The organism is Bacteroidota bacterium (assembly GCA_034439655.1).
Taxonomy (GTDB): Bacteria; Bacteroidota; Bacteroidia; order UKL13-3; family UKL13-3; genus CANJUD01.
On sequence record JAWXAU010000041.1, the window covers coordinates 1 to 26,270 of the forward strand.

21 protein-coding genes are annotated in these 26,270 nt (G+C 36.7%); 8 read left to right on the top strand and 13 right to left on the bottom strand.

From position 1 onward, the window contains the following. The coding region (locus SGJ10_02545; protein MDZ4757005.1) for a hypothetical protein at nt 1-391 on the top strand (391 nt) is incomplete at its 5' end. Nucleotides 392-466: 75 nt separating this feature from the next. On the opposite strand, the gene gatC is transcribed toward SGJ10_02545, so the two are convergent. Continuing rightward, nucleotides 467-757, bottom strand: a complete 291-nt coding sequence (gene gatC / locus SGJ10_02550; GenBank protein ID MDZ4757006.1) for an Asp-tRNA(Asn)/Glu-tRNA(Gln) amidotransferase subunit GatC — start codon at nt 755-757, stop codon at nt 467-469. Nucleotides 758-766: 9 nt separating this feature from the next. Continuing rightward, a complete protein-coding gene (locus SGJ10_02555; protein ID MDZ4757007.1) occupies nt 767-1,117 on the bottom strand; it encodes an iron-sulfur cluster assembly accessory protein in 351 nt (116 codons plus the stop codon). 50 nt (nt 1,118-1,167) lie between these two features. Here SGJ10_02555 and SGJ10_02560 point away from each other — a divergent pair, with 50 nt between their 5' ends. After that, nucleotides 1,168-1,770, top strand: coding sequence for a hypothetical protein (locus SGJ10_02560; GenBank protein MDZ4757008.1), 603 nt, complete (start codon nt 1,168-1,170; stop codon nt 1,768-1,770). Between the two features lie 99 nt (nt 1,771-1,869). On the opposite strand, the gene carA is transcribed toward SGJ10_02560, so the two are convergent. After that, on the bottom strand, nt 1,870-2,979 hold the full coding sequence (carA, locus tag SGJ10_02565; protein MDZ4757009.1) for a glutamine-hydrolyzing carbamoyl-phosphate synthase small subunit: 1,110 nt from the start codon (nt 2,977-2,979) through the stop codon (nt 1,870-1,872). Between the two features lie 161 nt (nt 2,980-3,140). Between carA and SGJ10_02570 the strand changes: the two genes are divergently transcribed. Beyond that, a complete protein-coding gene (locus SGJ10_02570) occupies nt 3,141-4,160 on the top strand; it encodes a glycosyltransferase family 4 protein (protein MDZ4757010.1) in 1,020 nt (339 codons plus the stop codon). A gap of 161 nt (nt 4,161-4,321) precedes the next feature. Beyond that, a complete protein-coding gene (locus SGJ10_02575; GenBank protein MDZ4757011.1) occupies nt 4,322-4,717 on the top strand; it encodes a hypothetical protein in 396 nt (131 codons plus the stop codon). 176 nt (nt 4,718-4,893) lie between these two features. On the opposite strand, the gene SGJ10_02580 is transcribed toward SGJ10_02575, so the two are convergent. Continuing rightward, nucleotides 4,894-5,022: a hypothetical protein gene (locus SGJ10_02580; GenBank protein MDZ4757012.1), complete on the bottom strand. Its 129-nt coding sequence runs from the start codon at nt 5,020-5,022 to the stop codon at nt 4,894-4,896. 148 nt (nt 5,023-5,170) lie between these two features. Between SGJ10_02580 and SGJ10_02585 the strand changes: the two genes are divergently transcribed. Further along, on the top strand, nt 5,171-5,956 hold the full coding sequence (locus SGJ10_02585; GenBank protein MDZ4757013.1) for a CHAD domain-containing protein: 786 nt from the start codon (nt 5,171-5,173) through the stop codon (nt 5,954-5,956). Nucleotides 5,957-6,159: 203 nt separating this feature from the next. Further along, nucleotides 6,160-6,984 carry a UDP-2,3-diacylglucosamine diphosphatase gene (locus SGJ10_02590; protein ID MDZ4757014.1) on the top strand — a complete coding sequence of 275 codons (825 nt, stop codon included), beginning with the start codon at nt 6,160-6,162 and terminating at the stop codon, nt 6,982-6,984. 71 nt (nt 6,985-7,055) lie between these two features. On the opposite strand, the gene SGJ10_02595 is transcribed toward SGJ10_02590, so the two are convergent. Together SGJ10_02595 and SGJ10_02600 are read right to left on the bottom strand one after the other, a co-directional pair. After that, on the bottom strand, nt 7,056-7,691 hold the full coding sequence (locus SGJ10_02595; protein MDZ4757015.1) for a T9SS type A sorting domain-containing protein: 636 nt from the start codon (nt 7,689-7,691) through the stop codon (nt 7,056-7,058). A 510-nt stretch (nt 7,692-8,201) separates the two neighbouring features. Then, nucleotides 8,202-14,804: a T9SS type A sorting domain-containing protein gene (locus SGJ10_02600; GenBank protein MDZ4757016.1), complete on the bottom strand. Its 6,603-nt coding sequence runs from the start codon at nt 14,802-14,804 to the stop codon at nt 8,202-8,204. Between the two features lie 727 nt (nt 14,805-15,531). On the opposite strand from SGJ10_02600, the gene SGJ10_02605 reads away from it, so the two are divergent. Next, a complete protein-coding gene (locus tag SGJ10_02605) occupies nt 15,532-16,218 on the top strand; it encodes a hypothetical protein (GenBank protein MDZ4757017.1) in 687 nt (228 codons plus the stop codon). A 443-nt stretch (nt 16,219-16,661) separates the two neighbouring features. Further along, the gene (locus tag SGJ10_02610; GenBank protein ID MDZ4757018.1) at nt 16,662-17,549 is read left to right on the top strand and encodes a bestrophin family ion channel; all 888 of its coding nucleotides are present in this window, start codon (nt 16,662-16,664) and stop codon (nt 17,547-17,549) included. 196 nt (nt 17,550-17,745) lie between these two features. Here the strand turns inward: SGJ10_02610 and SGJ10_02615 are convergent, their stop codons facing one another. From SGJ10_02615 to SGJ10_02645, 7 genes are all read right to left on the bottom strand, one after another. Next, a complete protein-coding gene (locus SGJ10_02615) occupies nt 17,746-19,134 on the bottom strand; it encodes an MBL fold metallo-hydrolase (GenBank protein ID MDZ4757019.1) in 1,389 nt (462 codons plus the stop codon). A 305-nt stretch (nt 19,135-19,439) separates the two neighbouring features. After that, complete coding sequence (gene asnB, locus SGJ10_02620) at nt 19,440-21,278, bottom strand: asparagine synthase (glutamine-hydrolyzing) (protein ID MDZ4757020.1); 1,839 nt, start codon at nt 21,276-21,278, stop codon at nt 19,440-19,442. Nucleotides 21,279-21,420: 142 nt separating this feature from the next. Beyond that, nucleotides 21,421-22,272 carry a T9SS type A sorting domain-containing protein gene (locus SGJ10_02625; GenBank protein MDZ4757021.1) on the bottom strand — a complete coding sequence of 284 codons (852 nt, stop codon included), beginning with the start codon at nt 22,270-22,272 and terminating at the stop codon, nt 21,421-21,423. A 95-nt stretch (nt 22,273-22,367) separates the two neighbouring features. Beyond that, nucleotides 22,368-23,045 (bottom strand): hypothetical protein, encoded by a 678-nt coding sequence (locus tag SGJ10_02630; GenBank protein ID MDZ4757022.1) that lies wholly within the window; start codon nt 23,043-23,045, stop codon nt 22,368-22,370. A gap of 9 nt (nt 23,046-23,054) precedes the next feature. After that, nucleotides 23,055-23,798, bottom strand: coding sequence for a molybdopterin-dependent oxidoreductase (locus SGJ10_02635; GenBank protein ID MDZ4757023.1), 744 nt, complete (start codon nt 23,796-23,798; stop codon nt 23,055-23,057). Next, nucleotides 23,764-24,468: a cytochrome b/b6 domain-containing protein gene (locus tag SGJ10_02640; protein MDZ4757024.1), complete on the bottom strand. Its 705-nt coding sequence runs from the start codon at nt 24,466-24,468 to the stop codon at nt 23,764-23,766. Before SGJ10_02640 ends, SGJ10_02635 begins: the two co-directional genes overlap by 35 nt. Before the next feature lie 12 nt (nt 24,469-24,480). After that, a complete protein-coding gene (locus SGJ10_02645; GenBank protein MDZ4757025.1) occupies nt 24,481-25,719 on the bottom strand; it encodes an OmpA family protein in 1,239 nt (412 codons plus the stop codon). Between the last annotated feature and the right edge of the window lie 551 nt (nt 25,720-26,270).

Consider the following 26,270-nt stretch of genomic DNA (forward strand, 5'->3'; position numbering starts at 1 on the left):
ATATATATATATATATACTGGTCCTATATTAGCAGTATGCAAAGCAACGAGAACTACATTTGAAACTAATTTCTGGGGCTCAAGAATATGGGAGCATGTGGAAGTAATGACCCGAAATATTGCTATAGGTATTAAATCGGGAATTGGTTATGAATTTAAAGTAAACTCAAAAGGATTTGTATTTGCAGAATTACAAAATAACGCTCTTACTTATAGGCCTTCAAAACTAGAACTCAGAGAAACCTATCCCGGCAATTCAAAGACAACAGCATACTATCATAAAACTGTGAGCACTGCAAATCCGCAAAATATAATCAAATTGCCTTACCCTTTAACAGTTTTGGAATATTGCTTGGCTACAGAGCAACGCTATAACAAGAAAACTATATAATAGCCGAATAGCCCCATCAGCCGTATGGCTCCAAACCCCATCAGCCGGCGGCGGACCAAATCCTATATCTCTACCCTACTTCTCCAAAAACTTAGGAACTCTAAAGTAGTCACTGTCCTTTTTGGGGGCGTTCTTTAGTGCTTCGACATGGCTTATTTCTTCAATAATAATATCCTCACGCAATACATTCGTTTCATCACTCATATATATAAGTGGTTCCACACCTGTGGTATCTATTTCATTTAGCTTTTCGCAGAAGGCAGTTATTTGGCTTAAGTCTTTTTTTATATTTTCTTTATCGACTCCATTAAATTCGAGCCTAGCCAAGTGGGCTAGTTTGTCGATGGTTTCGTCTGTAATTTTCATATAAAATACTTATGCAGAGAATGAAGTGCCACAACCGCAAGTGCTCTTTGCATTGGGGTTGGTAAAAGTGAAACCGCGTGAATTCAATCCATCTTGCCAGTCTATCTCCATGCCTATTACATACATTTCGTGGCTGCGGTCCATCAATACTTTTAGTCCGGCCATTTCATATATGGTATCGGCAGCGGTTTGTTGATCGAAGGCTAAAAGGTAGCTCATGCCACTGCATCCGCCGCCTTTCACACCAATTCGTAAACCTTGGTCTTCGCCTACTTTATTTTCTGATTTCAGTTTATTTAACTGTTCTATAGCTCCTTCGGTAATAATAACAGGAGCTTTTTTAATTGTATCTGTGTCCATATTGATATCTGTAATTACTTTTGCAAAATTAAACACAAAAATCTATTATAATGTTCGTTCTGCAAAAATTAATCCGCCGCAGCGGATATCTCATATCACTGCTTGCCCTCAGTTCCATTTGTATATATTCCTGCACTTGCAATAAGGAAAAAGTAACCGAGTCGGTCACCATTAGTTTTGAGCCTAGCAAAGAAGCTGCAGTAGAGAGGGCTCTTACGGAGTTTACGTTCAAAAACTATAGCGAAAAAAAAGGTGCTGCGGTTTGGCATGCTTACGATTCAACGGTATTGGCTTCATTTGGCAGCAACGATTTTAACGACACGCTCACTTCTTTCCCCATCAAAGGTTTATATACATTGAACCAGAAGAAAATATTAATCAAACTATTCGCAACTGCTCCCACCGACTACGTGTGCGATGGTTGCCAACCCGTGGTGAGCATGTGTGTGCTGAAAGAAAAAGCTACCAACGAATATATAAAAGTAAAGCACCATTTCCTAAGCAGCAGCGGCAATTTGGGAAAGATGGGAAAACTAGAAGTTAGCATTGTTGGCGATACCATTGTCAATATCGACTTACCTTCGCTTGATGGGGTGAACAAATGGAGTTACCATTATAAAAATGGGTTAAGCCAAGGGGTGCCAGTAAATTAACCCTTTATCATCCCGACGAAGGTGGGATTTACAATGTTTAAATGTTAGTGCACGGTTTGGGAAGAAGAACATGTCTCTTACTTCGTCATGACAAATATGTTAAAAAGTACCCTGAACCATCGTCACAAAATCATCAAACAGATACCTGCTATCATGAGGTCCCGGATTAGCCTCGGGATGATACTGCACACTAAATGCTTTGTTATTGACCAAACGAATACCTTCAATAGTGTGGTCGTTAAGGTTTACATGCGTCACTTTAATATTGTCGTTTGCCGCCACATCTTCTGCTATCACAGAGAAACCGTGGTTTTGAGAAGTAATCTCACATTTTCCAGTTTCTATATTCTTTACTGGATGGTTGCCTCCCCTGTGCCCATTGAACATTTTAAATGTCTTAACACCTGCTGCTTCGGCCAATATTTGATGGCCCAAACAAATCCCGAATAAGGGAATTCCTGCACTCAATATTTGTTTCACTGTTTTCACCGCATAAGGCATTGCCGAAGGATCGCCAGGACCATTCGATATTTGAAAACCCTTGGGATTCCACTTCATCATTTCTTCAAAAGAAGTCTTTGCAGGAAATACACCCACATAGCAACCACGGCTTGTGAGCGAACGAATAATGTTTTGTTTTACTCCCAAATCGAGCAAAGCTATACGCATATTTGATGTTTCATCGCCCACAAAATATGGTTTGCTGGTAGTAACCATGCTCGACAACTCAAGTCCATTCATATCGGGCACAGCTTTTAACTGTTCCATCAGTTTGTTGGCATCACTTTCCTCACTACTAATAATGGCATTCATCGCACCTTTGTTTCTGATATAGTTAACCAACGATCGTGTATCAATACCACTAATGCCGACCAAATTATTATCGGCAAAATAGTCCTGTATATTTTGATCGGCCAATTTGCGTGCGTACGGTATATTAAAGTTACGGCATACCAGTCCAGCAATCTTAATTGTATCGCTCTCTATCTCCTTATCAGCTATCCCATAATTACCCACATGCACATTAGTGCTTACCAAAATTTGTTTGTAATAACTGGGGTCGGTAAATATTTCCTGATAACCAGTCATACTGGTATTGAAACATATCTCGCCTGTGGTAGTGCCGGTTTTGCCAATGGCGAATCCTTTAAAGGTGGTCCCGTCGGCTAATAATAACACGGCGGGCAAATGTTGAATTACTTTGCTCATTGGGTTGCAAAATTAAACCAAATCTATCCCCCATTTTATGATGTTCAAAACAAATGTAAAGTTTATTATAACCCTTACTATCAATAAACAACACTTTTACATTTTACTAAATGTCATAAAGCACTTACCTTTGATGCAAACTTTTTTATCCTATCCTATAAATGATTCTCTATGTAGGGAACTATATATCAAAACACGGCACCACGCCAACATTCAATGAGTTCTTATCGGACAAGTTGGGCGAAACCTATAAGGTTTATAAAAGCTCTGACCAAAAAAATAAGTATTTGAGGATGATAGCCATGTGTTGGTCAGTGTTCAAATACTCTCACAAAGTGAAAGTGGTAATGGTAGACTCATTTAGCACACAAGCATTTTGGTTTGCTTTTGGTGTGGCATTAATGTGCCGCATTAACCGTATACCTTATATACCCATTATTCGTGGTGGCATGTTTGAAGATCGGTTAAAACGCAACCCCAGAATCGCACGGTGGATATTGAAAAACTCAGCAGCCAATCTTAGCCCATCCCATTTTATGGAGGATATATTAAAGAGCAAAAATTTTGCAGTTACCTATATCCCAAACTATTTGGACGTGAACAACTACGAGTTTTACAAAAGGGATAAATTTGAATTGAAACTACTTTGGGTACGTTCGCTTCACGAAGTATATAATCCAGTTTTGGCTGTTGATATATTACATACTCTTAAGCAGAAATATAAAAACGTAAGTCTTTGCATGATTGGCCCTGATAAAGATGGGTCGAAGAAGCAGATAGAGGAACAAGCCATTAAGCTGAATGTGCGTGATGCCATTACCCTCACAGGTAAAATGAACAAAGATGAGTGGCGGGGGGAATCGAAAAACTATGATATATTTATCAATACTACCAATGTCGACAACCAGCCACTTACAGTTACCGAGGCGATGGCTTTGGGTCTGCCTGTTATTTCTACAGCGATAGGTGGCAACAAATATTTTATTCGTGAAGGCGAAAATGGTTTCTTGGTTCCCGTGGGCGATAAGGATGCGTTTGTTGAGAAGATAGAATACATATTGAACAACCAAGAGAAAGTAAAAGCCATCTGCCAAACTGCCCGCCACGATGCCGAGCAGTTTGAATGGGACAAAGTAAAACCTTTGTATGATAAACTTTTCGCCGAGGTTATCAAGAAGTAGTTTCATTGTTTTAAATAGTTTAGTTTTACAGCAGATTTTCTCTTACAAATTCTCTAAAGTATTTAGATTTTTAACATTTGGAAAGTTTAGAACCTTCCAAATGTTAAAACGGCACGCAACATATATCATCAAAAAAATGTTCCTCTATAAACAACATATTTATGAAACAATTATTGCTTATTCTAACTTGTGCTATTCTCTTTTTTTCTTGCAAAAAAGACAATGCTACCAATAACTTATACAAAAAATGGCAATGGCAGAACAGTGTTGGTGGTTTTAGCGGGCATGACAGCATTGCTCCCTCGCTCGATTCGACTGTGATACTTAATTTAATGTCGGATATGATTTATAATGTACAACTCAATGGTCAAATAAAGGCATCGGGAACATTTCAAACTTCAACCATCGATAACCAAAAAGTAATTAAGCTAAATAATTACAGTCCCGTAAACAAATTGTATATACAAAACCAAGGAGCAACTTATACAATAATTGACAATAAACTGCAGCTAAAAGACTATAATATATCTGAACCGTATATACATTATTTCAGGTGACTAATTAGGGTCATTGTGAAGCTGATATCATAAGATAATTTGAACCCTTACATCTATTGGCAGATATATAGTTGAACCATAATCCAAAACCTAACTACCCATGGTTGTGTGTTTTCACCAACCACAAACCGTTAGTTATGGTTCATCTATATATCTGCCCCACTATTCCTCTCTGTTTAAGTTCGTCCTTCCAACACTATTATACCGACACTCAATATATAATAGTCTAAAAAGAAAGGGACTAATTCCCCCGCATACCGATAATTATCGGGATTAAGCGGGGCATTCGGGATGTAGTTCGGCATTACCATTCTACAAACTAAATCCGCCACAGGCGGAGAACTATTTTAGTTTAAGAATTGGTATTATATATTGAGTTACGGTTTAAACAATAATATCTTAACAACATATTATATTTTTTGTCTATTTTTGTATATCATATATTTTCAGAAAATGAAAAGATATACCAAATATATAAAAGCCCGCCAAGATGCTTTAAACTTAGTGTTCGAAAAGCCTAAAAGCCTATATACACCAAGCACCTTCCATATTTTGCGAGTTGAACTAAAAAAGTTGGATGCTTTTTTTGAATTACTCAATTTTTGTTCAAAAGGTTTTAAACGAAATAAAACATTTGCACCATTCAAATTAATTTTTAGGCAGGCAGGGAAAGTGAGGGAACTACAAATTGAAGAAGCATTGCTAAAAAAACATTTGCATCATACCACACTTCAAAAATATAAAGATAACTTAAAGCAGCGGCGATTGATAGAAAGACGGATCTTTTTTTCACTCATCAATAAAACATTTCTTTCTGGCGTAACAAGCACATTCCATGACATTAAGCCCGCTCTACAAAAGGTAAATAAAGAAAAGGCGGAGGCGTACTTGGAGAACAAAAGCATGCAAATTAGAAAACTTATAAGCCAAGGAAATATACAAGCGACACAAATTCACGAACTGAGAAAACAACTAAAAAAAATTCATTATACCGAGAAAATACTCGAAAAATCCAATCGAAATAAATCCCTAGCCAAGAAAGATATTTTGCCTAAATTGATGGGTAAATGGCACGATTGCCAAATTATGATAGAGCATCTAAAAAAGGCCATGGATGCCGATGGGATTGGCTCAAGAGAATTTCATCAAATCGAAAAAATAAGAACCCAATTTGCATCGGATAGAGAAGCATTATATAATAAAATTTGTCTCGCCATACCTCAATTAGATTTTTTTTAAATTGCATGGTCTTGACATGGCAGCTATAAATTTTGTATCGCTGCTGGCAAGTTAGGGAGTATAAAGTTTGATTGGGTGTTTCAAGAGTGGAGATTTATATAAAGAGTGTTTACGATAAGTTGATAAAATTATTACAATTTCATATTTCAAAACATAGTTTTTGATAATATAAAATAAGGAAATTGCATTGCGAAATTATAGCAATGTACAAACAACAAAAAAGACTAGTAGAAATTGTAGTGATTTCAGATGTTCATCTGGGTACATTTGGCTGCCATGCCAAAGAACTGAACCGCTATCTAAAAACTATTGACCCTGGTATTTTAATATTAAACGGCGATATTATTGATTTTTGGCAACTGAGCAAATGGTACTGGCCACAGAGCCATACAAAAGTTTTGAAAAGATTATTGAAACTTTCCACAGAAGGAACAACTATATATTATTTAACAGGCAACCATGATGAGATCTTACGGAAATATTGCGATATGAATCTTGGAAATATTTTTATACGCAACAAGCTGGAGATGCTGCTTGATGGTAAAAAAATAATCTTCTTTCATGGCGACGTGTTCGACTTTTCTATAAACCATTCGAAGTGGTTGGCCAAGCTGGGAGGTTACAGTTACGATTTATTAATTTTGCTCAACAGATTGATAAACTTTGTTTCAGTATTGCTAGGCAAAGAGAAATTCTCACTTTCAAAAAAAGTGAAAGACAACTTTAAAACCGCAATGAAATATATAGGCTCATTCGAGGATCTAGCTATAAAAACAGCTACCGACAAAGGCTTTGATGCGGTGTTTTGCGGACATATACACAAACCTATTATATCGAAAAAGGACAAAATAGTATATTTGAACAGCGGTGATTGGATTGAAAATTTAACATCACTTGAGTACAGCGAAGGCGAATGGGCATTATATAAATACAATAAATCGGAAGAAATGGAAACGATGGGCGAAGAAGATATAAGCAGCAGTATGCCTGCTACTGCAGAAATATTGAAATCGATATTTGGTCAATAAATATTATAAAAAAAAGCCCTGCTTTCGCAAGGCCCTTCTTTCGTTTAATTGGTTTCAAAATATCTTATAGCTTATAGTCCGCTTTTAAATAATTTATAGCTTGTTGTTTCTCCATCTATATTTAATTGTAGAATGTATATACCTACTTTCAAGTGCTCCAAATTGTCAATACTAATTGTTTGACCTTCTACTACAGGAATACTTTGAGGAATAATTATTTCTTTACCTTCCATATCAATTAATTTAATATTGAGCTGAGCTAATACTTTCATATTAATTTTTATCTGGTTGGTAAAATTGCTATTAACTGTAGGTGCAGATCCACCATAATTTTTGGTGATATTTACGGTTTCAATATTGCTGCATTTGCTGCGGCCACTAAAGTCGAATTGCTCTAAACGATAATACACTTTACCTTTGAGTAATTCAATATCGTTATCGTTGAAGCTATAATCTATTTTTTGATTAGTGTTGCCACTTCCGCGTACTTCGCCAACACGCATCCAACTAATACCATCAGTACTGCGTTCTACTTCGAAACGGTCATTGTTTACTTCGCTGGTAGTAGACCAAGAAATTGCAATTGCACTTGAATTCAATTTAGCATCGAAAGAAGCCAGATTTACGGATTGTAAAGTTGAACCTGCCTTAGTTGTATTCAATTGAACACATAATAGAATAAAAGTAGAGAGTAGAAAGTTTTTCATGGTAGTTTTAGTTAAATTCCTTGTTACAAAGTTGAGAAATTATCATTCTACCTTATTTCTATAATTTCACATTTTATTACATGCTTATTTCTTTTTAACATAAATTTAAAGCATTGATTACTAATACAAATCCTTTTGTAAAATTGCTTGATTTGAACAGAATTACACACATGTAAGACATAGGTGACATTTTATTTTATCGTCAGCTTGATACCAGATGGTGCTAAATAATATCTGAGATGCTCTAATACCGAAACTCAATATATAATAGTCCAAAAGAAAGGGACTAAATGTATTGTAGTTCGGCATTACCATTCTACAAACCAATCCGCCACAGGCGGAGAACTATTATAGGTTAAGAATTGGTATAACATTCTAAAAACTAAATCCGCCACAGGCGGAGAACTATTTTAGTTTAAGAATTGGTATAATTTCTTCTTAACTTATAAAAAAAAGAAAAGCCCCGCTTGTGCAGGGCTTTCTTCTGGTTAATCAAACCATTCTCTAACCTTATAAACTATTTTTCATTAACTTGTAAGTAGTAGTAATGCCATCCACATTAAGTTGTAACATATACATACCAGTAGGCAAGTGGCCCAAGTTATCTATAGTTAAGCTTTGTCCTTCCTGTACGGACACATTTTGCGGGGTCATTACTTCTTTTCCTGACATATCTATCAAGCTAATGTGCATTTGAGCTAATTGGCTCATATTGATTCTAATTTGGTTATTAAACATAGTGTTAACGTTAGCTACCACCTTGCCTTTTTCGGTTTGGTTATGCATGTTCACCACTTGCACTTTGCTATATTCGCTGCGACCATTAAAGTCGAATTGCTCGAGGCGATAGTATACACTATTGTTCAATTCTACATCATTATCATTAAAGGTATAGTCAATTTTGTAATTTGTATTACCATTACCATTTACATCACCTACACGCATCCAGTTTTTACCATCGGTACTACGTTGTATTTCGAAGCGGTCATTATTTACTTCTGTTACTGTAGCCCAGTCAAGTTTTACTTCATTTTTACCTGCAATTTTAGCATTGAAATAAAGCATTTTTACGGGAAGTGGGGTCAAGCTATCACCTACTCCAAAAGGAGAAAACGCGGTAAAGCCATTACGTTGGATAAACCAAAGGCTACCGCTAGCAATAGCCGCATCTGGCAATATTTGTCTTTCCCAGGCACCACTTGTATAGTGTCCAATACCGCAATATCCGCGAGAGAAGTTAGCATTTTCATCGGCACCATTCCAATATAAACGCACAGCAACATTATAAGTACCAGCAGCAACATTTTCTACTAACCAAGTGCGGTTTACACAGTGGTTAAGATTGTTGATATTACCACCCGAGGTACCATTTGCCAATACACCGTTAAATACACGTACTCTGAAGTTACCATTACTGGTACCACTATTTACTAAACGTGCAGGAGTATAGGTTGTAGTTCCCACTGGGAACACAACTGCTGTAGAAGCATTGTCGATGGCCATAATAAGATAACCACCAGTAGTTGCATCATTCTTAGTAGCAATATAGCTACTTGAACCTCCGCCTGCGAATGCACCGCCGTTGCTAATGGTCAAATTGTAATTGCCTAATGTTAGTTTACCTGCCGTCAATTTCAAAGTATCAGATATAGTTGCATTTGAGAGAAGTGTAGTGGTTCCTGTAGTATTCATTTCTACAAAACGTGAGTGCAAATTATCCAAAGTGTGGTTCGATACACCTCTACATACAAGGTATCCAGCAGTATCATACAAATTACCATTTTGAACCAAGTTACCATATAAATTAAGGTTACCACCATTCAAAGCTACCGAGGCAAAAGCATTAATTTGCAAGTTGCGGCATGATACTGTTCCTGAAGTAACACGGGGTTGTGTAGGAGCAGCGGCATCTATTTCAATATCAGTTGTGCTATCGGGTACTGTAAGGCCACACCAGTTGGTGTTACCTGACCAGCTATTGTTAGTCCATCCATACCATTGACCGTTAGGAACGCTCAATTCGTCGGCACCAGCATCGGGAGTAGAGGCATGGCGTGTATTGCCATCAATATCTGTTGTTACAGCAGCCACAGCAGTACCACGGGCGTTTACCAAACAACCGTAGTTGCTGTCTATATGCAAATCGGTTATTGAAGTAAAGATGGGTTGAGCTTGGTAGCTATTTGCATCTCCACTTGAGTTGCTTCTAAATGTAGTTAGGTTACAGTTGGTAGAACCCCAAAGACCTAAGCAAGCTGTGCGTTTAGAGTATATCAAATTGTAATTTGATGCGGTACTTGTCCAGCCAGTTGATGGGCTTGCATTGCCATTGGCAATAGCGTAATGGAATACTGTGTTAGTATCGCGGTTGTTATACAATATATTGTTACGCAATAAATATGGATTTGCTTGTTGTATATAAAAGCAGTAAGTTTTGTTGGTTGTAGTTGTACCACCATAAATATATACTGTATTATGGTAGAAATATGTTTGGCTACTAGCTGTTGAGTTGTCGTACATACCATATACCAGTGGGTTACTAGAACTACCTCCGTTCAAACTGATACGGTTATTAGATATTTGATAAGCCACACCGTTCACATTATTGTTATAGATACCATATATCGAAGGCGATACACCAGCTACGCTATTACCTATGCTAAACATTCTGTTCTTGTATAAATGAGCACCTGTTGAGTATATACCTCTTAAGTCGTATGATCCTCCAGCAGCATCGTTAGTGATATTAGCAATAATATTATTTTCTATTGTAGTATTGGCATTTGAATTCAAAACAGATATGCCTATAAATTGCCCGCCTGTTGCACTAATGCTTATTGAGTTAGCATTGCTTGCATCTCCTATTACATTTGCACCTGAGGTTCCTATGTAAGCAAGGCCATAAGTATTGGCAATACCCGTAAAGTTTGTAGTGCCCCCGCCAGTACAGCTAAAATTAGAGATATAATTACCATAAATATTAGCAGCAGGGTACGAGCCAGTAGTGATAGCTATACCTGTAAAGGTAAGACTACTTTTGCTATTCGCCCATGCACTTCCACCGCAGTTTGCACTTTTACCACCAATGTAGTTATTGGCAATGGTATGTCCATATCCGCCAAGGATACTGATTGGTGTTTGGTTAAGCGTACATGTTTGTGTATTATATATACTGTTTCCAGTTATAGTCCAAGAATCACCAAGACCTGTAGCACCTAGCAAGATTGCTGTGGTAGTAGCATTGGCAAGTTCGCAATTGCTAATATTGTTGCTCGTATTATCTGCTCCAACAGTTCCAGCATTATATATATTATTAACTGGGTAAGAACTAGAATAGCCATCTATTTTGCAATTTTCGATACTGTTATTATCGTTACCATTTGTTTCAGTAGTAGTACTAAAAACTATAACGCCACTAGCAGCTTGGGGGTTTCTTGCTTCAATGTTCAAATACTTCAATGTATCGCCATTGGCATCGTTCATAAATGTAAATACAGGACCCATCGTGTTTGTGGTACGGGTATTTTGCAAAGTCCAGCTACGGGTAGAACCTGTTCCACCTTGGCGACCATCCAAAATAAGATTGTTGGCACCGTTCAAAATAACCAAGGAACCTGTTGAACCTGGGTTACCAGAAGTAGTAATACTGCCAGCACCAGCTTTAACCCTAATGGTTGCTGAATAAGATCCGCCTGATGATGAAATTTCAAAGAAATTGATTGGGAAAGTTTCACCAGCACTGCTGTAAGTTGAAAGTAATTCAAATATTACATTGCCCGTGATTGCTTTCATATTAAGCTCGTTAGAAACAGCAGTCAAGTTAGTATAAGTACCTGTAGAACCAATTGTATATGTACCTCCAGCCAATGCAGCTTTATCGCCTATTACAAAATATCCGTTTGCATTGGTAACTGCATTTGAAGTTAATGTAGGGTTATTGAAACCACCACCAATACTGTTATAAGCACCTGTTAAAGTACTAGAGAAACCAATTGCTTTTGCATTGCTGATGCCGCTTTCGGTAATGCTCACCTGAGTTTGGGTAAGTGTTACTGTACCCAATGCTGCTTGACCACGCCAGTAGCGATTGGTACTGATATTACTTAAATTAGTTCCTGCTGAACCACCGGTAGCTGTATCGAATGCTTCCATAGTAAAGTAACCTGTTCCAGAACCTCCAGTAGTAATTCTATAAAGATCAATTGATTTAAGAGCTGATTTACCCACTGGGAAAGAGAAAGTTTGATTAGAGGCACCAGAAGGTATAGCACGCTTCAATGGGCCACTCACATAACCAGTAGTAGTAGTTACCGCCGTTTGAGAAGTAGATGAGGCAGTTAGTAAGTTGGTAGATGTAGTAGATAAAGCACCTTGAGTCAACACAACCAAACCAGTTGAATAAGCTTGATTCAATATCACACCATAAGAGTTGTCAATGGTAAGTGTACTTGTTGCACTAGCAGACGCAGGTAATTCGCTTCCAGTTGTTTGAGCAGAATAACCGTTATATGTAAAATTAAGTACACCGGTTCCATAGCTACGGGTAATAGTACCACTAATACTGCCATTGGTGCGGGTGTAGTTAAAGCCTGTGGCTGCACCACCACCAAGTGTGATACCTGAAGCTGCGGTTACAACACCACTGGTTAATACCAAAGTATTTTTAATTGTATAATTGGCCGACAGTGTAACACCGCCAGTATTGGCAATTGTTAAACGGTCAATAGTACTAGAAATAAACGTTCCACCAAGTGTTTGGCTTACAGTACCAGCTATTTGAAGGTGGCTATTGGTAGTAGTTGCATCTACCACATCTCCATTGCTGAAGGTGTTGCTGGCAATTAAAATATTTCCGTTTAAATTAAGAGTACCTTTAATGTGCTTTACATGATTGGCAGTAAATGTAGTAGACCCTAAAGCCGAAACATTTACACTCCTGTTGCTACCTGTAGGATTATCGATTACCAAAGAATCAATATAAACCGTAGAAGGCATAGAAATTAAAAATCCACCTGTGCTACCACCTGTACTAGTTGATACACCATCGCCTAGATATAAGGTAAGGCCGCTTAAATTTTTTGAACCTGAACCTGTCACAACAATAAACTCACCTCTGGTGCTATTGTTATTATTGGGGTCAACAATTATTATTTTACCACCGGTTACACTTGCCGAGGCTGTTGCTGGCAGATAGAATACGTCTTTGTTATTACCTAGGTCATTTGCTACCTGTGGGTCAATATTTATGGTTCCACCACTCATTGTGAAGTTAGAACTTGTATTAAAATGCAATTGTCCATATATATTGGCAGTGCCACTTTTCATTTTAAATGAACCCTGCACATCTATTCTGTTTGAACCATCTCCATAACTAAATGAACCTGAATCAATACTCAAAATTCCTTTAATGGTAGCAGTACCTGCTGTGCCTGCTGTACCTGGATTAAGAACTGAAAGAACGGCTGAAGGATTATTTAAAGTGATTGTAGCATTGGTATTACACATAGTGGCATTTCCGTAGTATGGAGTTAAGTTAACTGCGTATGAAAGTTTCAAATTGCCTGCAGTAACTGTTAGTCTTTGACCATTTGAACTGGGTGAGGTAATGGTAATGTCTTTTTGAATATCTAATGTGCGATAGCTTCTCGTACCTTTATTAACCACCATTGCATAGAAATCGCAGGTAGCACTTGCAGTACCAGATATTGCACTGTTATTATTCCCAAAGAAAGATACAGTAATTTGTTTTTTGCTTCCCAAGTCCATATCAAAAGTACCATCTACATATAAGTTACCAGGGCCATAGGTGGTGGCGTTTGCCCCTCCAATTCTTAAAGCCTTGGTTCCATTAGCAGTAGCAGCTTGGAATACACCACCTGTTTGTACAAATACGTTCGTTAATACAGTAACGGTTCTATTGCTATTTGCACCAGTATAATTCAAGGTACCCAATACATTTATGGCAAAACAGGTAATATTTGTTGTCATTGACACTGTTGAACCTACAGGTACAGTAACACTGTCAGTGGCTGCTGGCACGCCCGATGGAGTCCAAGCACTTGCGTTGCTCCAGTCCCATGAACCGGCATTAGATACTTTTGAACCTGGATTCAAAGTATAGTCGTTTACTATTTCACTATCAGAAAGTCCACCTTCGCTCACAGCGTATACCATCCAGTAATACTCAGAACCGGCAACCAAAGAAGTTGCGTTATAAGAAGTAGTATTTGCAGCTAGTTGTGTGAAATACGAAAATGTAGCACCACTATCAATTGACCTATATATTACATAGCCAATTTCGTTAATTGCATTATCGTCCCACTGAAAAGCCATAGCTGTTTGCGAGATAGAAGTAATCGTAGTATTGCTAGGCCCAATAGGAACTGCAGGAGTAAAGGTATAAGTTTGACCTGCAGTAGGTTTTACATTTAGTGTTTTGGTTTCAGAAGTTGAACTAACATTTGGGGAAGCTATAAAACTATCGACTGAAAGGAAGTTTCCACTGCCTGTTGCGGTTCCACTAATTCCGATTGAAGCTGAAGGTAAATTCAAACTTCCTGCTTCTGGTGAGTAAACAAAATCTATTTTTCCTGTCCTTTCATATAATTTTATTTGAAAAGAAATACCACCCGTAGCAGCCGCACGGTTCCACTTCATGTTGTTCCACTCACAGGTAAAAACCCTATTAGGGGCAGCACCTTGTGAAACGTAAGACATGGTAGCACCTGTGGCATTTAAGTCGTCCCAAAGTGGGGCAAGTACTGGTCTTTTACCACCTGAAGCTAAATTGTTAGTTGCAGTGGCATTTGTAATGTTGCTTCCCAAGCAAGCCCAACCATTGGTAGAAATCGCAATTTTTGTCATGCGAGTTCCTTCGTACCAAAAATCGAACGGAAGCGTGATATTGTTTTGATAACCTTCGTCGCGATTACCTGTAAGGGTGGCTGAAGTAGCACCGCTTAATGGGGTAAAAGTTCCTGAGGTGGCTGTAAATGCATAATTAGCAACGCTTTGTGCATTTGCTGTGATTATACTTAAACATAGGGCGGTAAACATGACCACTACCTTGAGTGATGCGTTTACCTTTTTTGAGTTGATGTAGATCTTTTTCATAACTACTTGTTTTTGTTTATTAGGTTGAGAGATTGATTAATTTTTTGTGATTTTGTAATGCAAACATATTTTACCGAACAGTATCAAAAATCAAATGAACTGTTTCATAAAATTTGTAAATACGTAAATACTTGATTTTATGAGGCTTATCAATCATTCAATTCTTACATAATCGTATAGTGCTGATTTTTATCACATTAAAATCATGATTTATATCATATTGTTAGATTTTAGAGGAAAAACCCTCCTCGATGACGGCCTTACACATACGATGCAAGTACAAAATATAGTTACAATGCTATAAACTAAATATATAACCATATAGCAATTAGAGGTAGTCACCAAAACTCTCACAATGTAAGAAAACAAAAGAAAGCAAAAGAAGATGACAGTTTAACAAATGAACTGTACAAAATAATAGACGAAAAGTTCAATTCAACAAATGTCAAATCTCCCCTGTTTGGGATAAAAACATGCGAAAAGATACTCCTAACTAATGAAACGCAATATTTGAGTTACGATTGACAAATTACTTATCACATAGGGTTTTAAAGGGTTTAAACGGCCTCGCAAATAATTCGTGTAAAAAAAAATCGACTAACCTGACAATAGAATTATTTTCAGATATTTGCCAACCATCCGCGGCAGTGAACTAAGAGTAGGTTTCGTTTATATTGAGTTGGCGGCAAGCACTGCTGAAACTGCGAACTCCAACCATCAATGACAGATGAAATTTAGAACAAAAATAATTTTAATTGTAGTCGGACTTCTGACTATTGGTTTAGTTTGGGTTGAAATTGACTTGCGACAATTTGCAGACGGAATAAACGCTGACCCTATGCGAAGAGACAGCTTAGCAAATGCAACTTTCTTTTCTGACACTTCACAAACAAAAATTATTGCGGCTGACAACGACATGACATTTTTAGTTTTGACAAAACAAATCTTGACAATACTAAAAAGCAAGAACTATAAAATGCTTTCATATTTTATTCATCCAACTATAGGACTACGGTTTTCACCATATGCACACATTGACACAACATCCGACATAACGTTTACAACTAACAATTTCCTTGACAAGACCATACAACAAAACAAATTTAATTGGGGCAGCTATGACGGCAGTGGAGATAAAATCCTTTTGACAATTGAAAATTATTTTAAGCAGTTTGTTTACTCCGCTGACTTCTTAAACGCTGACAAAACAAGTTTGAACAAAATCATTGGCGTTGGCAATTCCTCAAATAATCTTGAAACTATCTACAAAAATTGCAACTTTACAGAAAGCTATTTCGCGGGCTTTGACAAAAAACTTGACGGCATGGACTGGTGCTGTTTAAGGTTAGTATATAAAAAGTATAACAGCAAAAACTATTTAATCGGAATCGTTCACGACCAATGGACAATCTGAAAATGGTAACCGCTACTACAAACTTTGATGCTAACTCGACAGGACATAGCTCCGAGGACAGATTCGGATAGCACACAATAAAAAAAAATCTGGTATGCAATGCCCAACATGAATCTCATGTTGCACGAAACCCTGCTGCACATTACAAAGCAACGAAACTGTATAATTTAAATCTGGATTGATCAGTCCTGTTGCACACATTTAATAGCAAGCGATGCCAAAGGTTAAGCAATACCGAAATCAATATAATAGTCCCCAAAAAAAAGGGGACTCAATTAAATATAAGATTTCATATACCTTGAGCGACAATTTAAAAATCCATTTTAGTTTATCCATGCACAAAAGCAGAAAATATCTAAAAATATTTTATAACTATTAATGATAGTATTACTATTTTATTCAAAAGTATCTGTATCTTTGCACTGTTATTAAAAAATCACATTATGCTTTTAGATAAAAGAATTCCTATTTCGTATATTTTCAACAAGGTGAAATTCGACTTGCTTTACGTTGTACTTGTGGGCTTGTTTATACATTACCTCACCACCACTTTTGCAAAAATGATCCCCGAAATGCCATTAACTATTCCGGCCTTTTTGGGTACAGCCATTTCCATTTTGTTATCGTTTAAAATGAGCCAATCATACGACAGATGGTGGGAAGCAAGAAAGGTTTGGGGTGCTATTGTAAATGATAGCCGAAGCTTTGTAATACAATTGCAATTATATGCAGCGGATAAAACTATTATCAAAAAAATTGCATTCCGACAAATTGCTTGGTGTTATTCTCTTGGACAATCTTTAAGAAATCAAAGCCCGTTAGAAAATATTGAACCTTTTTTAAATGAAGAAGATCTAAAAAATTTGACCAACCATCATAATAAACCTCTTGGCATTTTACACCAAAATGCACAAGAAATTAAAACATTACACTCCAAAAATGAAATTGATATTTTTGCACAAATTCAATTGGATAATACTTTGATAAGACTATGCGATGCAATGGGAAAAGCAGAAAGAATTAAAAGTACGGTTTTCCCGGCAACTTACCGCCTATTTTTACATTTTGCGATTTATTTGTTTGTTGTTATTTTATCCATTGCTCTGAAAGGTGTTGATACCTATTTTGAAATACCCTTATTGGTGGTTATTTCTATGATGTTTTTCTTGATTGAAAAATCAGCCACTCATTTGCAAGACCCCTTCAGCAATAAACCAAGCGACACATCTGTAACTGCAATCGCAAGAACAATTGAAATAAACATCAAACAATTATTAGACGAACAGGAAATTCCAAAACCATTAGAACCCAACAGTTTTTACATCAATTAATCATAAATAAACAAAATATATGCGTACTCATTCAAAGGAAACTCAAAGCAGTTTAATACCGACACTCAATATATAATAGTCCCAAAAAAGGGGGACTAAACATATTGCCGTTCGGTATTACCATTCTAAAAACTAATCCGATTCAGGCGGCGAACTATTATAGTTTAAGAATTGGTATTATAATCCAACAATAATATTATATACTAATCACATCCCCCCTGTCTGGAATCACAATATCCTCCACCCCATTATTCCTTAACAATATACTCAATGCATTCATATTGGCTTCGTCGCCATGCACAAGGCAGGTTTTGCGGGTGCTGGTAGCGTTTTCGGAAATGGCATGGCACAGGCCGTCGGCATCGGCGTGCGAGCTAAACGCATCGGTGCTGGCTATGCGGGCATATACTGCCAAGGGGCGGCCTTTTACGGTAATAGTTTGGCGGCCTTGCAACAAATCGTGGCCGAGTGTGCCGGGGGAGCAAAAACCTGCTATCAATATAGTAGCATAGTTGTTCGATATATGGTTGGCTATATGCGTTTGTATACGGCCACCCTCTACCATACCTGCAGCAGAGACTATTACACAGGGCTCGAAATAATTATCGAGCAGGAAGTTTTCTGATTGATCAGCGATGAGTTGTAGGTTGGGGAAGTTAAATAAATCGTTGAACTTATGTGCAAACTCAGCAGTTTCGGCATTGAGGTCGCTGCGGTAGCTGCTATATATATTTGTGCTTTTTATAGCCAATGGGCTATCTACAAATACTTTCACATCGGGCAACAAGCCTTTGCGGGCAAGCTTGTTCAAGGTATATATAATAGACTGGGTGCGGCCCACTGAGAATGCAGGTATAATAAGTTTGCCTCGTTGGGTTACGCAAGTGCTGGTCACATATTCCAATAGTTCGGTCTCGGGGTCTATATTAGCTCTGTGGTTTCTGCCTCCATAAGTACTTTCGGTAATCAATACATCACAAGGCGGCAATGATTCCGGGTCTTTGAGCAGTGGTGCACCGGGGCGTCCCCAATCGCCCGTAAATACCACTGATTTTTCTTTTCCGCCTTCTTCAATTTTAAGTTGCACAAATGCAGCACCCAATAAGTGTCCCGCAATGCCAAAAGTTAAAGTAACACCGGGTGCAATCTTGTATGCTTTGTGAAATGGCACGGTGGTAAACTGAGAAATAGTTTGCTTTACATTTTTCTCAGTATATAAAGGTTTGGGTGTTTGTATTTTCTTGCGGCGGTTTTTGCGATAATCGTGGTCTTGTATGCGGGCACTGTCTAATAACAGATGATATGACAGCTCGGCGGTGGCAGGGGTACAAATAATTCTACCTCCAAATCCTTGCCTTACCAAATTGGGCAAATTGCCGCTATGGTCTATATGTGCATGGCTAAGCACCACTACATCTATACTTGCAGGGTCGAAGGGAAAAGAGTTGGGTGGACTATAATGAAAATTCTTTTGCTGCTCGTAGTCGAGTCCACAATCGAGGAGAATTTTATAGCCGTTGTCTAAAGTAAGAAGGTGCATGCTGCCTGTTACTTGGCGAGCTGCACCACAAAAAGTTATTTGCATTTAATGGGTATTTACCTCACCCCAAACACATTTTTATATTATATAAGAAGGTGAAAGGGTGTTTAATTATTATTTTATCAATTTCTGTTTGTCCTGTTGCGTATGCTATATATTATAATTGAAACAGTAGAGCATATTTTTGCTTGCAACATTTGATGAACCAAATGCAAAGATACGACTTTAAATGCCTTTGCCAAGCAAGAGCGGAATGGTATAGCCAGAAGTGGAAGGAAAGCATCTTTGTACTTCCTTATCTGCAAAGGGCTAGTGCGGTATGAGGATTAGAGATTAATGCTTGAGAAAAATTAAACCAAACCATAATTCGCGGCCCATTTTTGCCATGAATACAGATGCCAAATGCCCCAATAATCCACAAATTTATCATTATAAAAATCGGAAACAATCTCTTTCAATACGCCTTGATCAATAAATTCACTCCCATAAAATGGTTTATTTAAAATACAATGTATTACATCTTCTTTTAATTCATTTTTCAACCATACATCAATTGGTATTGAAAATCCTTTTTTGGGCAAATCAATTAGTTCTTTGCTCACAAACTTATTCAATAATTTCCTAAGTACTAATTTGGCAGTTGTATGCGTAATTCCATATTTTGGAATGATAGTATTGCTAAATTCTATAACTTCTTTGTCCAGAAAAGGAACCCGCACTTCAAGACTATTAGCCATGCTCATTAAATCTACTTTCCTTAGAGTTCGCTGCATGTGGGCATCAAATTCATTTTTCTTTAAATATAATAGTGCGTTTTGTTTATTGGCAGGTCCCTTAAATTTATAAACTTCATACATCTCAGCAGAAAAACGGGTACTGCTCATAAGTTTATCCAGCTTCGTAAAATGTGTTTGTTTATATATAATCCAGTCTTCAAAATTATCAAACAATTCTACTCCAACAGAAATATTTCTTTTGAATTTTCTAAATATTGGAGCCGCTATTTTTCTTAAAAACAAAGGCCATTTAAACCAATACAAATGTTCTAATGATTTCAAAAAACGAGGGTATCCCCAAAAAAGTTCATCTCCGCCATCGCCTGAAAGCATAACCGTGGCAAACTCCTTGGCCTTTTTCGTAATTAAGTAAGTGGGTAAACTACTATAATCTCCGAATGGTTCGCATAATCCTTTAAAATGCAATTCTAAGCAATTTAGGATTTCTGTTTCATCTATAGTTTCTATTACCTGCTTAATTTTTATCTGAGCAGCCATTTTCTGTGCTGCTTCGCTTTCATTATGGTTTTCATCATCAACACCAATAGTGTATGCTTGTATGTCGTTATTATGCTGTTTGCACAAAGCTGCAACTAAGGGACTATCTATGCCTCCGCTAAAAAAAGTTGCCACAGGTACATCTGCATGTAACTGATTTTTGATGACCTTGGAAAAAACAGATTCAAATTGCTCAACCACTTCTTTACTTGTTTCGTCCAATTTAGGATTAACATTCCATGAAAAATATTTTGTTTTTGATTCGATTTTTGCTTGTTCAATACTCCATGTAACAATCTGGCTAGGTTCTACTTGGAAAATATTTTTAAAAATCGTATTCGGTGGTTGCATATAACCTAAACCGAAGTATTCTTTCATAATTTCTGGCCTAAGTTCTTTATTAGAAAATTGTGGATGACAAAATATTTGATCAAACTGCGACCCGAAGATTATACCGTGATTATGAATTCCATAAAATAGAGGTTTAATACCTGCAAAATCACGTATTAAATGAACAAGACTATTCTGAATATCATAAATACTAATTGCAAACATACCATTGAGTTCATTTGCAAATTCTTCAAGGGTAACTCGCTCAATAAGATGGGCTAATATCTCAGAGTCGGACGAGGAACGTAAATCTTCATCAGCTATATTATATTTTTTTTGAATTTCTTTATAATTGTATATTTCTCCGTTGAAAATTATAATAAACTTGCCGGAAGGGCTTGAAAGAGGCTGTTTACCATTCTCCGATAAATCTATAATTGATAACCTATTAAAACCAAGTTGGCAATTCTTGTCATTCCAGTATCCTTGCTGGTCGGGGCCTCTTTTAATGCTTAAATTCAATAACTGCAGAAATGATTCTTTTGAAATTAAATCTCTACTGGCCTCACCTAAAAATCCACACATATTAACACGGGTACAAATTAAACTATTGAACTAAAAACAATTTGTTGCAAAAATAAGACCCGCACTTGGTAAATCCATTACATTTTTAATATCCCAATCATTCTATAATCCAGTATTTCATTTCTAAACAAAACGGTACAAATTAAGGGTGATCTATTATTATTTTATCAATCGTAGTTTCACCATTTGCATACATTATATATAATAAATGTATACCGTTAGGCAAGTTATCAATAAGCAAATTTGACTTACCTGATAAAAATGCCTGTTTATAAATTGGTTTGCCCATTATATCAAATATTTGAATACTAGCTGAATACTTTAAATCAACAAACAGCTCTTTCTGAGCAGGGCAAGGGAAGATATTTGGGATTGCGGAGATAGGATCGGAGATATTTGTATTGGTGGAAAAGGAAATTTCATCCACATAAAAAGAAATGTTTTTTTTACCTACTGCATTGCTTGGATAATCGAAAGCGATATGGCACCTTGTGGGCAATACAGTATCAGTATATAAAATATTAAATGCTTGCTCTACCCAACCTGCTTGAGTGTAGCCAAAAGAGTTGAACCCACTGCCTACTGTTTTCCAATTGCCGTTGGTATCTAAAGCATAAAATATGACCGTAGCACTGGCACCGTTTCCTTCTTCACTAAAACTAGTAAAAAAACGCAAACTTGTTGGTCTACCTTTGAAAGGGAAAGTGTTTTGCAAAGTTTCTTCAGTATACATATTATTTGTGGAATCAACTATCATTTGCACACTATAATTCCCCCTTGCCGCATAGTTGCTTTTTCGCACCATACCTTGGTAGCCATTGTTGAAGAGTGTATCGGTTTTAAATGCCGTCCATTTACTGGGCAGTTGATGGCCTTGCATAAGGGTATCATAGTCTTGCCAATTTTCAAAACCTGAATTGGGTATCAGCGTTTGGGCAAATGATTGGCTACAGAAAAGTATTATATATAATAATAGGAAGGAAATGCGAGACATAGGAACAAAGATAGTATGGGTAGGTGATATTGTCTGCAATATGTGCGGCTGCAGATAGACTAGTATAGTTTTCATACTGAGTTTAAGTTTGCAATTTAAAATTTATCGCCCCACTGAAAATAATTCCCAGTAAGGCGTTTTTGGGTACAATCGCTACCGGCGGAGAACATATATCCCAATCCAATATTTATTTTACTGATGCCATCATGTTTTTTATTAATATCTACCCCATCAAGATAATTGCTTGAAGATATATAATAGGAATAATTTGAACGGAAAATAAACCTGCCCAAAGCCATTTTAAAACCCACCCCTGTAACAAACCAATAATTATAACCAGTGTTTGCTTTTTGGATATCGGGGTTTATGCTAATCCAATTATCAGAAACATTGAGTTTTTGCACACCTGCACTTAGTATAATAACTGGTGTAAAACTGCTACCCATCATAGCAGGGTGAAATTTGATTAAATGATATTCATCCACTAAAGCAATTTCTTGATACTTATTTTTGAAATTTGCAACGGTTGGCATCGAAGTATTATCTTGGTTTTGTCCACCAAGCACACCAAAACCAATACTGGCACCGAAAGCGTTTTTCGGTGTAGTAAAAAGCCCGCCTACGCTGTGTTGTGAGCCTTTAAATTTTGAGGACGTATTATATTCTCCTTTGTATAAATTCATTGAATATCCATAGTTCATTTCAAATAATTGAGCTTTTGAATAGGTAATCAAAAAAAGTTGAATAAATAATATATATAATACTTTTTTCATTTCTTTTTATTATAATCCTAAAAAATAATCATACCCTTGTTCGGCCCAAAAATCTGCTGGCCGTGTATTGCTAAAAAATATACTTCCGATTCGTTTAATATGTTTCACCCCATATTTTACTGGAATAATTAATCTGAGGGGATAACCTTGGTCCAAAGGTAGGGTTTTCCCATTCATTTCATAGCATAATATTGTTTGTGGGTGAACAGCACTTGGCATATCTATTCCTACATAGTAACGTTTGTCGGGAGTTATCATTCCTACATATTCCATTTGTGTTTCACTATCAAGTTTATAATATTTGGTAAAGTCAGAAAATTTCGCACCGCCCCAGTGGGTAATTTGGTTCCACCCCTCCACACATTTAAAATCGAACACGATTTCTGTTTTGGGAAGTTTCTTTATTTCATCTAATGTTATATAAACTGTATCTCCACTTTTACGAACTACTCTTAGTTTCCAATTTGGGTCGAGTGGTGTTTCAATACCATCCCATCCATTCACACGAACTTTTTTTTCTGCTTTTTCTACAGGGTATGTTTTTACCAAATTGTTTTGACTCACCAAAGGTTTAAAAATTTTCTCGTTTTGTATCAGCATTTTTCGCAAAGGTTTCAGTGCTCCATCCACCTCGGGCTGGGCATACAACCATTGCCATGCAAAATAGGCAATGCCTGTCATGGCAAAAAAGACTAGGAAAGATATAATAGTCCTATTCCTAATCTTCTTCTTGCTCCAGATTTGTTCTTTCATTTTCTTTTGGTTTTAACCTTTTTGTTTCAAACCCTGTTATCATACTTCTAAAATTATTCCACCCTGCTATAATAACTTGTATAATATGTATCAAAAAAAACAGGGCAAATAAAATGGTAATAATAAAATGTTCAATATGTGCAGCCTCATAACCTCCACAAGCTGCACAAAGCCAATTAAGTTGTGTAGGCTTATAGATAGCGAGTCCCGTTATTATCATCAGAAATCCCATCATGATAACACCCGTGTATGCAATACGTTGGGCTGCATTATATTTTTTTTGAGGAGGCAATCCTTTTTTGATATGCAAATCGTGAAGTAAGACTTGCCATGCTTCTTTCAATGCTTTGCGGTGGGGAAAAATAAGTTTATACTCTTTGGAAAAAATTAAATATAAAAAATATATAATCCCATTTATGAGAAATAACCACATAAAAGTAAAATGCAGGGACATTCCCTCAGCCAATCTGCGACGCATACCTAATGCATCATAAAACCATTCTGGAAAAAATTTGATGATAGTGGTTGTTCCAATATCTATTTTATATACACGATTGGCATAATATATAAGAAGCCCACTCCATATCATTACCGCTAATAAAGGAAAATTAATCCAATGCAGCCAACGTATAGCTAGTGGGTGTTTGTGTATGACTTTTTTATTTTCCAATAATAAAGAATATTATTTTGCAGGCACAAACCATTTCTTTTTGAACTTATACATTCTCCTCCACTTCTTATATTTAATATCATTTAATTCTTTTGTACAAGTCATTTTCACGCCATTCTTAGTATAAGTTGCAGTAACTTTGTCAATATCCAAACACCTAGGAGGGAAATAGAATTTATTGGATGCTATACGTTGCGACTGTATATTGTGCATGCCTTCTTCGATATTAATTACTATATTATTGTCGGCAGATTTTGGCACTTTAAAAGTCATGGACTTATACTTAAATAAATGGCGACCTACCAATCCAAAGACTCCTTTTATGACATCACAGTTTAGTCCGCCTAATCGGGGTGTACTAAATCTATAATACATCTTAGAAGGCGTATATTTAATAGGCATTTTGCGGGCTGTAATACCTGTTGAGTCAAACTCTAGTGGTGTATTGTTTAAGATCCACGTAGTTTTCTCAGGTGTTGTATTTGTATCCGAATTAAATAACTGCATTTCGGGGTTTAAGCTTGCAGTTGGAAAGGCAATTTCTATGGGGCATTTGGGTTGTATTTCTTTTCCTTTATAGGTAGCTTTAATAAATGCCATTCCTCCTGACACCAAACAACGACCATCGTTCGTAACAGTTCTGATTCCTGCTGCCTGTATAGATTTTTGATCGAAAAATTCATTAAACTCCCATTTCACATCTTTATAATCTATAGGAGTAAAGGCACAATCTTTCATAAATATTACTGTTCCTTTCGGGCCTACTATTACCGTATCTTTAGCACGAGGTGGAACTGTTACAACTTCTACAGATAATTCGTTTACCTCTTTTTTGAGTCCTTTGTCTTCATATTTATATACTATTTCCACCCTACGGTTTAAGCGACGACCTATTACAGTTTTATTATCATACTTCGGTTCTTTTTTTCCAAATCCTTTTTTCTTTTCTATATATTTTACATCAATTCCTTTTGAAACTATATATTTGAGAACTGCATTTACTCTTTTGTCGGAAAGTACTTTATTGAGTTTGTCGGGGCCACGATAGTCGGTATGCCCATAAATGTCAATATCGGTAATTTTTAAATCAATAAATATTGTACAAATACTGTCAAGCTGTTGTTTGCCAATTTTTCCCAGTTCCGATTTATTGGTTTTGAAATATACAAATATGCTTTCTGTTTTAAGTTGTGCAAATGATTTTAAACCTAACAGCAATAGTATAGGAAGGATTATCATACATTTTTTCATGTGGCAAAAATAAATTATTCATTTAATAAACCATCCACAAGTTCTCCAAAGTGTTTTTTTATCCATACTGATTTGACAAAACAGCGTAGGCAAGGGCGGAACGGATTATTTATTTAATAGAAAAGTTACATAAATATAGATCATCGGTTGTTATGCCTCGCTTCCAATTTTTCAATTCAAGACCTCGAATTAGTTTTTTATCGCCACTCCATAATTTGCTCTTTACATGTTCTGCCAAAGCAACGAATCCTGTATCACCCATATCTATTCCTTGTAGCACCTTCTCACATTTTTGAAGTAATTTCAACGGAATTATACCGAAACTCAATATATAATAGTCCAAAAGAAAGGGGGACTAGACATATTGTAGTTCGGCATTACCATTCTGCAAACTAATCCGCCTCAGGCTGAGAACCATTATAGTTTAAGAATTGGTATAATTTTCGTCTTCCATTCGAACAGATTCTTCGCTCGAAGCATCGCTCAGAATGACGGTTAATAGCGAGCGAATGATGTTATATTATTTCCTTCCATTAGGGCGGATTCTTCGC